Annotated in this window: 14 protein-coding genes; 7 read left to right on the top strand and 7 right to left on the bottom strand. The window is 58.5% G+C overall.

Annotation, left to right across the window (positions count from 1 at the left end):
- Positions 1-107: 107 nt before the first annotated feature.
- On the bottom strand, positions 108-1,826 hold the full coding sequence (locus ACIOWA_RS19040; protein WP_401161340.1) for a hydrogenase maturation protein: 1,719 nt from the start codon (positions 1,824-1,826) through the stop codon (positions 108-110).
- 259 nt (positions 1,827-2,085) lie between these two features.
- Here ACIOWA_RS19040 and ACIOWA_RS19035 point away from each other — a divergent pair, with 259 nt between their 5' ends.
- The 5 genes from ACIOWA_RS19035 (at position 2,086) to ACIOWA_RS19015 (ending at position 4,977) form a co-directional block, all read left to right on the top strand.
- On the top strand, positions 2,086-2,388 hold the full coding sequence (locus tag ACIOWA_RS19035) for a hypothetical protein (protein ID WP_401161338.1): 303 nt from the start codon (positions 2,086-2,088) through the stop codon (positions 2,386-2,388).
- Between the two features lie 156 nt (positions 2,389-2,544).
- Positions 2,545-3,072 carry a PAAR domain-containing protein gene (locus ACIOWA_RS19030; protein ID WP_401161336.1) on the top strand — a complete coding sequence of 176 codons (528 nt, stop codon included), beginning with the start codon at positions 2,545-2,547 and terminating at the stop codon, positions 3,070-3,072.
- A 12-nt stretch (positions 3,073-3,084) separates the two neighbouring features.
- Positions 3,085-4,125 carry a hypothetical protein gene (locus ACIOWA_RS19025; RefSeq protein ID WP_339432917.1) on the top strand — a complete coding sequence of 347 codons (1,041 nt, stop codon included), beginning with the start codon at positions 3,085-3,087 and terminating at the stop codon, positions 4,123-4,125.
- A 95-nt stretch (positions 4,126-4,220) separates the two neighbouring features.
- Positions 4,221-4,727: a hypothetical protein gene (locus tag ACIOWA_RS19020; protein WP_339432918.1), complete on the top strand. Its 507-nt coding sequence runs from the start codon at positions 4,221-4,223 to the stop codon at positions 4,725-4,727.
- A gap of 16 nt (positions 4,728-4,743) precedes the next feature.
- Entirely contained in the window at positions 4,744-4,977 is a 234-nt protein-coding gene (locus ACIOWA_RS19015; RefSeq protein ID WP_339464514.1) for a hypothetical protein, read from the top strand.
- A gap of 57 nt (positions 4,978-5,034) precedes the next feature.
- Here the strand turns inward: ACIOWA_RS19015 and ACIOWA_RS19010 are convergent, their stop codons facing one another.
- Positions 5,035-5,349 carry an SCP2 sterol-binding domain-containing protein gene (locus ACIOWA_RS19010; protein WP_103302367.1) on the bottom strand — a complete coding sequence of 105 codons (315 nt, stop codon included), beginning with the start codon at positions 5,347-5,349 and terminating at the stop codon, positions 5,035-5,037.
- Between the two features lie 64 nt (positions 5,350-5,413).
- Positions 5,414-6,124: a histidine phosphatase family protein gene (locus ACIOWA_RS19005; RefSeq protein WP_339432919.1), complete on the bottom strand. Its 711-nt coding sequence runs from the start codon at positions 6,122-6,124 to the stop codon at positions 5,414-5,416.
- A gap of 204 nt (positions 6,125-6,328) precedes the next feature.
- Here ACIOWA_RS19005 and sohB point away from each other — a divergent pair, with 204 nt between their 5' ends.
- Positions 6,329-7,360 (top strand): protease SohB, encoded by a 1,032-nt coding sequence (sohB, locus tag ACIOWA_RS19000; protein ID WP_339432920.1) that lies wholly within the window; start codon positions 6,329-6,331, stop codon positions 7,358-7,360.
- 66 nt (positions 7,361-7,426) lie between these two features.
- Here sohB and ACIOWA_RS18995 read toward each other — a convergent pair whose 3' ends face one another.
- Positions 7,427-7,921 (bottom strand): DUF934 domain-containing protein, encoded by a 495-nt coding sequence (locus ACIOWA_RS18995; RefSeq protein ID WP_339432921.1) that lies wholly within the window; start codon positions 7,919-7,921, stop codon positions 7,427-7,429.
- Positions 7,905-9,563, bottom strand: coding sequence for a nitrite/sulfite reductase (locus ACIOWA_RS18990; protein ID WP_339432922.1), 1,659 nt, complete (start codon positions 9,561-9,563; stop codon positions 7,905-7,907). The genes ACIOWA_RS18995 and ACIOWA_RS18990 overlap by 17 nt, the downstream gene beginning before the upstream one ends.
- 521 nt (positions 9,564-10,084) lie before the next feature.
- Here ACIOWA_RS18990 and ACIOWA_RS18985 point away from each other — a divergent pair.
- Positions 10,085-11,158: an ABC transporter substrate-binding protein gene (locus ACIOWA_RS18985; RefSeq protein WP_339432923.1), complete on the top strand. Its 1,074-nt coding sequence runs from the start codon at positions 10,085-10,087 to the stop codon at positions 11,156-11,158.
- A gap of 6 nt (positions 11,159-11,164) precedes the next feature.
- Here ACIOWA_RS18985 and ACIOWA_RS18980 read toward each other — a convergent pair whose 3' ends face one another.
- Entirely contained in the window at positions 11,165-11,383 is a 219-nt protein-coding gene (locus ACIOWA_RS18980; RefSeq protein ID WP_221732738.1) for a DUF2970 domain-containing protein, read from the bottom strand.
- A gap of 113 nt (positions 11,384-11,496) precedes the next feature.
- Positions 11,497-13,597, bottom strand: a 2,101-nt coding sequence (locus ACIOWA_RS18975; protein ID WP_401161332.1) for a vitamin B12 dependent-methionine synthase activation domain-containing protein, incomplete at its 5' end; no start/stop codon positions are given.

Genomic DNA, 13,597 nt, shown 5'->3' with positions numbered 1-13,597 from the left:
CAGCCTCTACACTGCGTCATCGTTCAATCGCCATTAGGGTCGCGGCCACGGTTTGATATCTGTGAGCGCTCGCTTGCCGGCGATGAGGCCGTGGCGGGCGGTGACGATCAGTCCGTCAGCTCAACTTCACGCCCCCGTGCCCAATCCGCGATCAGCCGCGCCGGCGTGCCACACGCCTTGCGCTTGTAAACAAAATGGGCGCATTTCTCGGCGAAACCACTGCGGTTGTAGAGCATGTCTTCCTGCATCTCCTGCAGCTCGCTTTTACGGCATTGCTGGATCAGCACCTGATCAACCCGGGCCTTGCGTTCACGCACAGCGGCATAGGTCGGGTCGCTCAAAACGCTGTTGGCCCGTTGCAGCAGCCACAGCGAAAACTCATCCGGGCAACGCGGGCCGATCTCCTGAACCATACCCAGTTGCAGGGCCTGGTGGGCACTGACCGGCAGGCAGGCTTGAGTCAGTTGCTCGGCCATCGCCGGGCCAACGGCGCGGGGCAGGCTGTAAGTCCAGTATTCGGAGCCGTACAACCCCATGCTTTTGTAATGCGGATTGAGCACGATATCGGCCCGGGCAAAGACGATATCGGCCGTCAACGCGAGCATCACGCCACCGGCGCCAGCACTGCCCGTTACGCCGCTGACCACCAGTTGCCGCGCCGTCAGTAATTGCTCACAGACATCATCGATTGCCTGAATATTCGCCCAGGCTTCAGCCCCCGGATCCTGCGCGGCCTGAATCACGTTCAAATGCACACCGTTGGAAAAACTCCCGCGTCCGCCCTTGATCAATAACACCTGAGTGTCGCGGGACTTGGCCCAGCGCAGCGCTTGGACCAAGCGTTGGCATTGCTCGGTGCTCATGGCACCGTTGTAGAACTCGAAGGTCAGTTCGCCGACATGCCCGGATTCGCGGTACCGAATCGGTTGATAGGCCGCGTCGCTGAACGGCTGGGTGGCAATCGAGCTGTCGAGCGTCGGCACATCGGCCAATTGCCCGGCCAGCACATGCCGCGCCGGTTGCTTGAAGGTTTCTTCGCCAGGCTGCGGTTTGCGCCGCAGCGAGCCGATCCACAGGCTCTGATCGCCGGTCGCGACCAGCACGGCATCGTCCTGCACGGCGAGGATTTCGCCGGGCAGGCCCGTGCGCGAATCCAGGTGCGCGTCGTACACGTAATACTGACCTCCCGCCAGGCTTGCCAGTACGCCGGGCTGGCCGTCCGCCGCGTCGATGCAGCGCTTGATGAAGCGCGCGCAGTCGTGCCAGTTGAAGCTTCGGTCGATCTGTTTCATGTTCGGCTGCAAACGCCCACGCACTTTGGGGTCGGTGTAATCCAGCGGCACTGGCGCATAACCTTCGACGAATTTTTCGATTACCTCGCGAATGCAACGAATCGCCGCATCGCTGACCCGACCGTTGTACAGCTCGGACTTGCGCAAGCCCGACGGCAGATTGAATTCGCAGGTCGCCCAGACCGGGCCGGCGTCCATCTCTTCAACCGCTTGCAACGCGGTCACGCCCCAGCTCGACAGCTCATGGGTGATCGCCCAGTCCAGCGCACTGGCGCCACGATCGCCGACGATGCCCGGATGAATGATCACCACCGGACGTTCGGTGTTACGCCAAAGCGCTGGCGGCACGCGGTCCTTGAGGAACGGACAGATCACCAGATCGGCGCCGCTGCGTTCGATCTGTTCACACACCGAAGCGTCCTCGGTAAACACCACGACGCTGGGCGAATGTCCGGCCTGACGCAGTTCCAGCCAGGCGCGTTGAGTCAAACCGTTGAATGCCGACGACAGCAGAATGATGTTGAGTGGTCGCATGAGAGTTCTTCCTTGAATGGGATCAGCCGCAGGCTCCCGGTGAGCCTTCCCTGGCCTTCGATGGAGCCGGAAGATTAATCAGTCTCGCCCGTGCGCCAGTGATCGAGGTCAACGTTCTGTCAGCCAATCTTTTGCGAGGCGACGAAGCGTCTTCTTTTTACGGGGCCTGGCACTACCGGCCTCCCATTCGTGAGCCTGGCGCGCTGCATTCGATGTCTTGCGTACCGCCGATCCTTAGCATCCGCATGTCATCGAACAAATGGGCGCAAGTCTGGTCCTGCTGTGCGATCCGACTTTGCGTTGGTTGCCGTGCAACCGTCTGCTGCAGAGCCTCAATGCGGCGTCGAGCAGTCGTGGATTTATCAGCGGCAGTTTGAGTGTGCTCGGTATTGTGCTGCTGGCCGGGTTGCTCGGGCCGCGTTACGGCGGGTTGCCGGATGCAGGGGAGTTGGCGACCGATACTGCTGAACGACGTGATTTCACTTTGGACGATGGCAGTGCGTTGACCGGGGCGGTGATTGAGCGTAACGAAATCCTCAGCAGCGGCGGCTCGAGGATCTAAGGTTCGGACGCGATTGCCGGGCCCATCCCTATACCCGTGAGTTGCTGGCGGCATCCTTCGCTACGCCAGATTCGGCCTTTATACGCGGCGACAGACTTTTATCCCTGGTATAGATCCGGTACATTCCGCGCCCTAGCCAATACAAGGAAGTAGACGATGGCAAAACCAGCCGCTCGACTCAGCGATCTCAATGCCTGTCCGGTGACCGGTCACGGTACCAACCCAAGCACCAGCGGTTCGCCCAACGTGAATATCAACGGCATGCCGGTGCTGCGTGTCGGAGACACAACGGCGTGCGGTGATTCGGTCACCGAAGGAATCGGCAACATCCTGATCAATGGCCAACCCATTGCGTTTCTCGGCAGTGGCACCGCCCATGGCGGTATGATCATCACCGGCTCTGGCGACGTGTTCGTGGGCACTCAAGTCGGCGCCGCACCCTTCACTCCTATCGTGACTGTGCCCAAACACAGCGAACGCTTCCAACTGGTTGATGAAACCACCGGCGAGGCGATTCCCGATATGCTCTATTGCATCGAAACCGGAGACGGCCAACGCCTTGTCGGCCACACTGACAACCACGGCAACGCCGTACGCGTGTTCACTGCCGATCCGACCTCCATTGTCGTGCAATGGGGTAAGGAAGCCGCCGCCCACCTGGTTGCTCTGGGTATCGCTTACTAAGGAAGGTTTTACGTGGCAACTCCAAAAAAAAATCAGGGCCAGACGAACGATCAGCACGCGACGACGCAAGTGAAGGGGACTCTGGCGCAGGACTATGTGACGGTAGTGGGAGCGTCCTACCTGGGTTTTATCGCGAATATTCGTGGCCAGCGGGGCAACATGATGAACTTCATCAACCAGGGCATACGTCAGCTCAAAAGCTATCCACCGTCTACGCCGAGTTACTCTATTCAACGGGCATTTCTGATCTTCAAGGATGAGTACGACCCAAATCTGTTGGCTGAAGTCAAAAAGATCGTGACCGAGGGTTATGGTGCCGAGTATCGCGAGTACGATTCAATTTCGCAGTTGGTTGATTTTGTCGCGAGTCGAAAACGCAGAAGTCGGGAAATCAAGCAAATGGATTTCTTTTCCCACGGCGTTGTAGGCAGCATAGAACTGGGGTACGAGCTGGACAAACGTGACAGCTACCGATTACGTGATGCCCAGGCTCGCATGTTTACGCCTGACGCGTTCGCCTATGGCGCGAAGATCTATTCCTACGCATGCCGAACCGGATTAGGGATCAACGCGAGCGTGAAAGTAGCGGAAAATGAAGACCCGCACTTTGAACTCAGTCTGGCGCAAATAATGGCTGATGCCACCGGAACAACCGTGTGGGCATTTCCTCGGCGCAGTCTGTATGACCAGACCTATGGAACCAACGAAGATCGTGCCGCGGTGGAGCAGGCACCGACCAAGCAGGAAGCGGACAAGGCCGCCAGCCGTGCCTACCGCAAGAATCTCAGTGATTACCAGCGTCGGTTGACAGCCCACCGCACCACCAGCAAAGATCCCGCCGCTCAGTTGCCGAATGAGCGGGCGCCTGTGCCGCCTGTCAAAACATTGAGCGAGAAAGATGCCGCGCTGTTGAAACAAGCTCAAGGACGGGAACATTACAACGACACACTCGGATATCCCCTAGACGCTGAAGGGGCTGTCCATGGCGTACGATCTGGCAATACACCGGATGGCGTTCCCAAAAAGCTGTGCGAATACAAACCAGCCAAATGACCTCAACTATAAAAAAAACAACGGTTTTTCGTGCGATCGGGCTATTGGCCGTCGCGGTTTTGATGGGTCTATATCTCGTTGGCAAGGAAGACGAAATGTCCTCGAAAGTAATGATGTATTACGGCATCTGGAGTCCAGACGATAATCGTTTCGACGCCACTCGCTGGTTTACAAGCGGAATGTACAGCCGCCGTCTCATGGGAACCCCGGCCCAAGCAAGCGCCGAAAGCATGCTGCGCAATAAACCTCTGCCGGTTACGGCGAACATGAACGATGACCTCGTCGCCATCGCAGGGGTGGCGCTTGAGTATGACTTTCCCCAGGTCAATACCGACTCGCTTATCAACGACCCACCGGATCTGACTGGGCGTGTCAGGTACTGGATCAGCAAGTTCGACAAGCCGGACAAGCCAGTCGATCTCTATAACCTGTTCCTGAATCTGGGAAATCAACGGTTTGTCATCACCTTCAGCCGAGATGCGCAAACGGGAGAGCTGATCGATAAAAACAGTGCAAAACTGATTTATCCGAACCAAGAATCCGATGCGCATTACGTGCGGATATTCAAGGAACTGGACGAGACTCAGAGCCTGCGCCGTTAAGGGCTGGTAGTTGAATGTGAACACTGCGTTCATTCGTTACAGTGCTTTCGCAGCACCGGATCAGCCGCAGGATTATTACAATATCTACTTGAAGTATCAGGGGGAGCGGTATGTCATCACCTTCGCGCGTGATGCGCAAACCGGTGAAATCCTCCCCGGAGGCGGCGTCCAGTTGATGTACCCCGACAGTGGGCCCCAGGTCGCTGATCGGCAGGTCTTCAAGGCACTGGACGCCGCCGGCATCCATTGACCCTGAAACGACAAATCCCGCCACCAAGGCGGGATTTGTTTTTTCCGAATCGTAGTCTTACGACGGGAACAGTTCGGACAGTTTCATCGCCAGCATCATGTCGCCTTCAGCGCGCAGTTTGCCGCCCATGAATGCTTGCATGCCGTCGGTCGAACCGTCGACGATGCCTTCCAGGGTTTCGCCGTCCATCACCAGAGTGACCTGGGCGTCCGGGTTTTCGCCTTCTTGCAGCTCGCAGGTGCTGTCCTTGACGATCAGCGAGAAGTTCTTGGTCTCGTCGATGCGGAAACCGAAGACCAGGTCCAGACCGGCAGCAGCGGCTGGGTTGAACTTGGCTTTCATTGCTTGTACGGCATCAGCTACGGAGGTCATGGTTCGATCCTTTCTTGGGTAATAAGAGCAGGTTGATTACAGCAAGGTTCACAGTAATCCGGACTCAGCGGAAGGTGATGAGTTCCGGGGCCTTCAACAGTTGCAGGTGTGCATGACTGTTGAAGGAAGCCAAAGCCACCTCGCGACCGCGGAATTTCAGCAGGTTGAGCGAGGTGTTGACGATTTGCCAGTTCAATTCAAAGGCCTGTTTCGCAGGCATTTGCGTAATGAGGTGGAGCAGTGCGGTGATGGTGCCGCCGGAGGTGAACACGGCGATTTTCTGATTTTTTTCAGCTTGTTCGAGGATTCGGTGCAATCCGGCCTGAACCCGTTCGACAAAGCCCAGCCAGCTCTCCAGCCCCGGCGGGTCGTAAGTGCCGGCCAGCCACCGCTCAATGATCAAGGCGAAAATGCGCTGGAACTCGCCGCGGTTTTGCGCGGCATTGCGCAGGATGTCGAGCGCTTCCGGTTCGTCCGGCAACATGGCCGGGAGCAGGGCGCGGATCACGGCGTCGGCGTCGAATTCGTTGAAGGCGCAATCGGTTTCCAGCATCGGTACCGACAGGCCTTGCGCGGTGAATTGTTCCAGCGCGCTGGTGGCCGTGTGCTGTTGGCGACGCAGGTCACCCGCGAGGCAGCGGTCAAAGCGGATACCCAGTTCAGCGAGGTGCTGGCCGAGGACTTCTGCCTGGCGCACGCCGGTCGGTGACAGGACGTCATAGTCGTCTGCACCAAAGGAGGCCTGGCCATGTCGAATCAAATAGATACTGCCCACGTCCGCGTCTTCCCGGTACGTTGAAGGTTTGGCGAGGTTATGAGGATGATGGGGTGCTGTCAATGAAAAAACATACGCTTGTTTGAAATGCCCGTTACAGGCGTGTTGCCAGAGGTTTCACGGCTGGTCGAGGAGCCGGCGCATGGGTATGCTGGCGCCATCCCGCGTGTGTTTCACGTCCGCGCATTGTTTTAAGGAGTCTCTGTGGAGTTTTTCACCGAATACGCCAGTTTCCTGGCCAAGACCGTCACGCTGGTGATCGCCATTCTGGTAGTGCTCGCCAGTTTTGCCGCGTTGCGCAGCAAGGGGCGGCGCAAGTCGGCAGGTCAGTTGCAGGTCAGCAAGCTCAATGATTTCTATAAAGGCCTGCGTGAGCGCCTTGAGCAAACGCTGCTCGACAAGGATCAACTCAAGGCCTTGCGCAAGGGCGAGGCCAAGTCCGAGAAAAGCGAGAAGAAGCAGAAGAAAAAGCCCGAAGCCAAACCACGGGTGTTCGTGCTGGATTTCGACGGCGATATCAAGGCTTCGGCCACCGAAAGCCTGCGTCATGAAATCACCGCGCTGCTGACACTCGCCACACCCAAGGACGAAGTCGTCCTGCGTTTGGAAAGCGGTGGCGGCATGGTCCACAGCTACGGTCTGGCCTCCTCGCAACTGGCCCGTATTCGTGAAGCCGGCGTGCCGTTGACCGTGTGTATCGACAAGGTCGCGGCCAGCGGCGGCTACATGATGGCGTGCATCGGCGACAAGATCATCAGTGCGCCGTTCGCCATCCTTGGCTCCATTGGCGTGGTCGCGCAGTTGCCCAACGTCAACCGCTTGCTGAAAAAGCACGATATCGACTTTGAAGTGCTGACCGCCGGTGAGTACAAACGCACCCTGACCGTGTTCGGCGAAAACACCGAGAAGGGCCGCGAGAAGTTTCAGGAAGACCTGGACATCACCCATCAGTTGTTCAAGAACTTTGTCGCTCGCTATCGCCCGCAACTGGCGATCGATGAAGTGGCCACAGGTGAAGTCTGGCTTGGTGTTGCAGCGCTGGACAAGCAACTGGTTGATGAACTCAAGACCAGCGACGAATACCTCGCGCAGAAGGCCAGACAGGCCGAGGTCTACCACCTGCACTACGCCGAGCGTAAAAGCCTGCAAGAGCGCATCGGCATGGCGGCCAGCGGTTCGGTGGATCGCGTGCTGTTGAGCTGGTGGAGTCGTCTGACCCAGCAACGTTTCTGGTAAAACAGTCGCGCATAAAAAACGCCGGTCATTGACCGGCGTTTTTGTGTCTGCGGCAAACCCGCAGGTTTAGCGGCGACGGAATAGCGGCAGGGGTTCGTCAGTGGCCGCCTGATAGGTCACCGAAAAATCCTTGAGGCCTTCAAGCGCTTCGTACGGGTCTTTGTCCGGGCGTATGGCAAAGGCGTCGAAACCGCAGCGGTGCATGTAGAACAACTGGTCACGCAACACATCGCCAATTGCCCGCAGTTCGCCTTTGAAACCGTAACGGTCACGCAGCAGGCGTGCGTTGGAGTAGTTGCGCCCGTCGGTGAACGCCGGGAAGTTAAGCGCGATCACCTGGAACTCGGCCACGTCAGGACCTATTTCCTCGGCCTCTTCGTCGGCATCAAGCCATACACCCAGGCCGCCGTCGCGGGCCTTGAGCATGCGGCTGTGTTCGCGCCACAGTTGCAGTGGAACGATCAGATCGTCGCAGTTGCTGATCTCGTCGATGTTGAAATCCTTCGGCAGCAGGTGCCAGGTTTCGTCGACGACTTCGTTGTTCTTAATGATTCGCTGCATAGACGCGTTCCTTGAAGAGGTCGATGCCAATACGCTGATAGGTGTCGATGAAGCGCTCGTCTTCGGTACGTTGTTCAACGTAAACGTCGATCAGCTTCGAGATGACGTCAGGCATGGCTTCCTGAGCGAAGGACGGGCCGAGGATCTTGCCCAGGCTCGCATCCCGGCTTGCGCTGCCGCCGAGGGAAACCTGATAGAACTCCTCACCTTTCTTGTCCACCCCAAGGATGCCGATGTGGCCGACGTGGTGGTGACCGCAGGCGTTCATGCAGCCGGAGATGTTCAGGTCCAGTTCACCGATGTCGAACAGGTAATCGAGGTCGTCGAAGCGGCGCTGGATCGATTCGGCAATCGGGATCGACTTGGCGTTGGCCAGCGAGCAGAAATCACCGCCAGGGCAGCAAATGATGTCGGTCAGCAGGCCGATGTTCGGCGTGGCGAAACCACCTTCACGCAGCTCGCCCCACAGGGTGAACAACTGGCTCTGCTCGACGTCGGCCAGAATGATGTTCTGCTCGTGGGAGGTGCGCAGTTGACCGAAGCTGTAGCGCTCGGCCAGATCGGCGACGGCATCGAGTTGCTTGTCGGTGATATCGCCCGGGGCAACGCCGGTCGGTTTCAGCGACAGGGTCACGGCCACATAACCCGGCTTTTTGTGCGCGAGGGTGTTGCGGGTGCGCCAGCGAGCGAACCCGGGGTGTTCTTTGTCCAGCGCGGCCAGTTCGGCAGACTGGTTGTCCAGCGCCTTGTAGTCCGGGTCAACGAAGTGCTTGGCGACGCGATGCAGTTCGGCTTCGGTCAGCGTAGTCTGGCCACCGCGCAGGTGTTCCATTTCGGCATCGACTTTCTGCGCAAATACTTCAGGGGTCAGCGCTTTGACGAGGATCTTGATCCGCGCCTTGTATTTGTTGTCGCGACGGCCGTAACGGTTGTAGACCCGCAGGATGGCGTCGAGGTAGCTCAACAGGTCCTGCCAGGGCAGAAACTCATTGATGAACGCGCCGACGACCGGCGTACGACCGAGGCCGCCACCGACCAGCACGCGAAAGCCCAGTTCGCCAGCTTCGTTGTGCACTGGCTCCAGGCCAATGTCATGCACTTCAATGGCTGCGCGGTCAGCGGTCGAACCGTTGACGGCGATCTTGAATTTGCGTGGCAGGTAAGCGAATTCAGGGTGGAACGTGGTCCACTGACGCACGATCTCGCACCACGGGCGCGGGTCGATCACTTCGTCGGCAGCGACGCCGGCAAACTGGTCGGTGGTGACGTTGCGCAGGCAGTTGCCGCTGGTCTGGATCGCGTGCATCTGCACCGTGGCCAGTTCCGCCAGGATGTCCGGGATATCTTCAACCGCCGGCCAGTTGAACTGCACGTTCTGTCGTGTGCTGATGTGGGCGTAGCCCTTGTCGTAGTCGCGGGCAATCCTGGCCATCATGCGGGTCTGACGCGAAGTCAGTTGGCCGTAAGGCACTGCCACTCGCAACATCGGCGCGAAACGCTGGATGTAGAGGCCATTTTGCAGGCGCAGGGGACGGAATTCTTCCTCGCTCAGCTCACCTGCCAGATAGCGTCGGGTCTGATCACGGAACTGCTTGACGCGGTCCTCGATGATCCGCTGATCGTACTCGTCGTATACGTACATATAAGTCCTGTTCTCAGGCTTGGGCTACTCGGAAAACGCTGGGTTTTCGCTTGCTGGAGTCCGAGGTTGCCTCTGCAATTCTGCGCGCACGGCCGCGCACTCTCTAACGGAGCCGGGGCAATATACCCGTTTGCAGTTATGCGCAAAAGTGATGTTTGAGTATATGTAAAGAACCAAATCGCCTAACGAGAATGGCTGTCAACTAACCCACATTTGTCGTGCGGACAATCATCGTCTTAACTGTGGTCGAGTCTTTCTGCAATCACCGATAAAACCGACAAGAGGCGATGCAATGAGCAACCCAACCAAAGCAAGGAAAAGCGATAGCAGTGTCGATGCCTGGGCGATTGTGTTCCTGATCATTCTGGTCGTAGGAACGGCGGTATTCTGGGTCAGTCATCAGTAAGCGACCCCTCCGGGCCCGTGTCCGACGATTGTCGGACAAAAAACGGAATCAGGCGCCAGCAGCCGGTTTTCGAAGGCTATAATCGCGGCTGTTTTTCCTTGGGCCCGGCTGTTTCATGTTCAGGTTTTTTCACATCAGCTTTCTATTGTTTGGCGCGGTTTTCGCGTCCAGCGCGCGGGCGGAGTCCGTGCTGTTTCTCAATCCCGGCTCGACCGAGGAAACGTTCTGGGTCAGTTATTCGCAATTCATGCAGGCAGCCGCCCGGGATCTTGGCATTGATCTGCGCATTCTCTATTCCCTGCGTCGACCCGAACTGACACTCGCTCAGGCGCGTCTTGCGTTGCAGGGGCCGAATCGTCCCGATTACCTGATGTTCGTCAACGAGCAATACGTGGCGCCACAGATCCTGCGTCTGGCTCAAGACAGTGGCGTGAAGTTGTTCATCGTTAACGCTGCACTGACCCCCGACCAGCAAGCTCTGGTCGGCGAGCGCACGGATCGGGTCGGCAACCTGGTGCCGAACGATGAGGAGGGCGGCTACCTGATGATGAAGGCGTTGATTCGAATGCATCGGCCCGTGAGCGGGGGTGAGGAGATCGAATTGCTGGCGTTCTCCGGTTTGAAAATCACGCCGTCGGCGCAGTTGCGTGAGCACGGCATGCAGCGCGCACTGGCCGAACATCCGCAAGTACGTTTGCGCCAACGTGTCTACAGCGGCTGGACGCAGCAGCGCGCCTATGAACAGGCCAAACAGTTGTTCGCGCGCTATCCGAAGGTGTCACTGGTGTGGTCGGCCAACGATGAAATGGCCTTTGGTGCGATGCGCGCGTTTTCCGAGACCGGCAAAATCCCGGGGCAAGACGCCTTGTTCAGTGCGGTCAATACGTCACCGGCGGCGCTGCAGGCTCTGGTCGATGGGCGCTTGAGCGTGCTGTTGGGCGGACACTTCACTTTGGGCGGCTGGGCGCTGGTGGAACTGCATGACCACGAGCAGGGCGTGGATCTGGATCAGCATGGCGGCCGCGATCGTCAGGTGCCTTTGCTGCAACTGATCGATAAGGCTCATGCCCGGCGAATGCTGGCCATGGGAAGTTCGCCTGACTACGGCGTGAGATTTCGCAAACTCTCGGCCAAAGGGCGGCCAGCCTCGTACCGCTACCCGTTCACTTTCCAGGCCTTGATGCACTGAAACACGTCAGACGCCGGCGAAATGCACGACCAGTTTGACGATGGCAAACAGCGTCAGCGCAAACACTGCGGTGAACACAATCCCCAATATCACGAAATGACTGGGTTTGCCGTGGGTGAAGTCCCGTGCCCGGTTCTTGCCGCTCTGCACGCCGAACGCCGCTGCCATCACGCTGTGCAGCATCTGCCAGAAACTCGGCGGTTTGTTGTCGACTGGATCGTCCATAAATCCCTCGTCTGCCATGTGTGTCAGACAAGCATAGCCAACCGTTTCAAGGGCACCGCAAAAACCACTGTGGGAGCCCGCTCGCTCCCACAGAGTATTGCGTTGAAGCTGGATTAGTTGTCGTAGCCCAGATTCGGCGCCAGCCAGCGCTCCGTCACGCTCAGTTCCTGACCTTTGCGCGAGGTGTAGCTCTGCACCTGATCCTTGTCGACCTTGCCCACGGCGAAGTACTGCGCCTGCGGGTGGGCGAAATACCAGCCGCTGACCGCTGCCGCCGGGAACATCGCGTAGTGCTCGGTGAGGAATACACCGCTGCGCCCGGCGCGCATTTCGGCGGCTTCTGGGTCGAGCAGGGCGAACAATGCAGCTTTCTCGGTGTGATCCGGGCACGCCGGATAACCCGGCGCAGGACGAATGCCGGAGTATTGCTCTTTGATCAGCGCTTCGTTGTCGAGCACTTCATCCCGGGCATAGCCCCAGTGTTCTTTACGTACCTGCTGGTGCAGCCATTCAGCGCACGCCTCGGCCAAACGGTCGGCGAGTGCCTTGACCATGATCGAGTTGTAGTCGTCGCCGGCATCCTGATAAGCCTTGGCCACTTCTTCGGCGCCGATACCGGCGGTGGTGATGAAGCCACCGACATAGTCGATCACTTCGCTGTCCTTGGGCGCCACGAAGTCGGCCAGCGAGAAGTTCGGTTTGCCGTCGGTCTTGATGATCTGCTGACGCAGATGATGCAGCTTGGCCAATGGCTTGCCGTCATCGCCGTACAACTCGATGTCGTCGTCATGCACCTGATTGGCTGGCCAGAAGCCGAACACCGCACGGGCACTGATCAGTTTCTCGTCGATCAGTTTGGCGAGCATTTCCTGAGCGTCTTTGTACAACGCTGTGGCGGCTTCACCGACCACTTCGTCTTCGAGGATGCGCGGGAACTTGCCGGCCAGATCCCAGGAGATGAAGAACGGCGTCCAGTCGATGTACTCGGCCAGTACCTTGAGGTCGATGTTTTCCAGCACTTTGCTGCCGGTGAAGGTCGGTTTGACCGGCTGGTAATTGGCCCAGTCGAACTGCGGTTTCTTCGCGATGGCGGCGGCGTAGCTCAGACGTTCGGTGCGGGCACTGCGGTTGGCGGTACGTTCGCGCACTTCGACGTATTCGGCTCGGGTTTTTTCAACGAAACCGGCCTTCAATTCCTTGGACAGCAACTGCGTTGCCACGCCGACCGCGCGGGAGGCGTCGGTCACGTAAACCACGGCGTCGTTGCTGTACTTGGGCTCGATCTTGACGGCAGTGTGCGCTTTGGATGTGGTCGCGCCACCGATCATCAACGGCAAGTGGAAGTCCTGACGCTGCATTTCACGGGCAACGTGAACCATCTCATCCAGCGACGGGGTGATCAGGCCAGACAGCCCGATGATGTCGCACTTCTGCTCCTTGGCCACTTGCAGGATCTTTTCCGCCGGGACCATGACGCCGAGGTCGACGATGTCGTAGCCGTTGCAGCCAAGCACCACGCCAACGATGTTCTTGCCGATGTCGTGGACGTCGCCTTTCACCGTGGCCATGAGGATCTTGCCCTTGGCCTCAGGTTTGTCACCTTTTTCCAGTTCGATGAACGGGATCAGGTGCGCTACGGCCTGCTTCATTACACGGGCGGATTTGACCACCTGCGGCAGGAACATTTTGCCGGCACCGAACAGGTCGCCGACGATATTCATGCCCGACATCAGCGGGCCTTCGATCACTTCGATCGGGCGGGCGAATGACTGGCGCGATTGTTCGGTGTCTTCAACGATGTGTGTGGTGATGCCCTTGACGAGTGCGTGTTCCAGGCGCTTGTTGACGTCCCAGTTGCGCCACTCTTCGGTCTCGGCTTCCTTGACGCTGCCGTCGCCCTTGTATTTGTCAGCGATGGCGAGGAGGGCGTCGGTGCCTTCCGGTGTGCGGTTGAGCACCACGTCTTCGACCGCGTCGCGCAGTTCCTGCGGGATCTGGTCGTAGATTTCCAGCTGACCGGCGTTGACGATGCCCATGGTCAGGCCGGCGCGGATCGCGTACAGCAGGAACACCGAGTGAATCGCCTCACGCACCGGGTTGTTGCCACGGAACGAGAACGACACGTTGGACACGCCGCCGGAGCTCAGGGCATACGGCAGTTCGTCGCGGATGTAGGCACAGGCATTGATGAAGACCACAGCGTAGTTGTTGTGT

Source organism: Pseudomonas sp. NPDC087614, assembly GCF_044743485.1.
GTDB lineage: Bacteria > Pseudomonadota > Gammaproteobacteria > Pseudomonadales > Pseudomonadaceae > Aquipseudomonas > Aquipseudomonas baetica_A.
The sequence above is the reverse complement of the archived record's forward strand: the minus strand, read 5'-3'. Positions and strand labels throughout refer to the sequence as shown.

Coding starts and splice junctions, on each gene's coding strand:
- ACIOWA_RS19040 (WP_401161340.1), bottom strand. CDS start 1,826: ATGCGACCACTCAACATCATTCTGCTGTCGTCGGCATTCAACGGTTTG.
- ACIOWA_RS19035 (WP_401161338.1), top strand. CDS start 2,086: ATGGGCGCAAGTCTGGTCCTGCTGTGCGATCCGACTTTGCGTTGGTTG.
- ACIOWA_RS19030 (WP_401161336.1), top strand. CDS start 2,545: ATGGCAAAACCAGCCGCTCGACTCAGCGATCTCAATGCCTGTCCGGTG.
- ACIOWA_RS19020 (WP_339432918.1), top strand. CDS start 4,221: ATGTCCTCGAAAGTAATGATGTATTACGGCATCTGGAGTCCAGACGAT.
- ACIOWA_RS19010 (WP_103302367.1), bottom strand. CDS start 5,349: ATGACCTCCGTAGCTGATGCCGTACAAGCAATGAAAGCCAAGTTCAAC.
- ACIOWA_RS18995 (WP_339432921.1), bottom strand. CDS start 7,921: ATGCAGCGAATCATTAAGAACAACGAAGTCGTCGACGAAACCTGGCAC.
- ACIOWA_RS18990 (WP_339432922.1), bottom strand. CDS start 9,563: ATGTACGTATACGACGAGTACGATCAGCGGATCATCGAGGACCGCGTC.
- ACIOWA_RS18985 (WP_339432923.1), top strand. CDS start 10,085: ATGTTCAGGTTTTTTCACATCAGCTTTCTATTGTTTGGCGCGGTTTTC.
- ACIOWA_RS18980 (WP_221732738.1), bottom strand. CDS start 11,383: ATGGACGATCCAGTCGACAACAAACCGCCGAGTTTCTGGCAGATGCTG.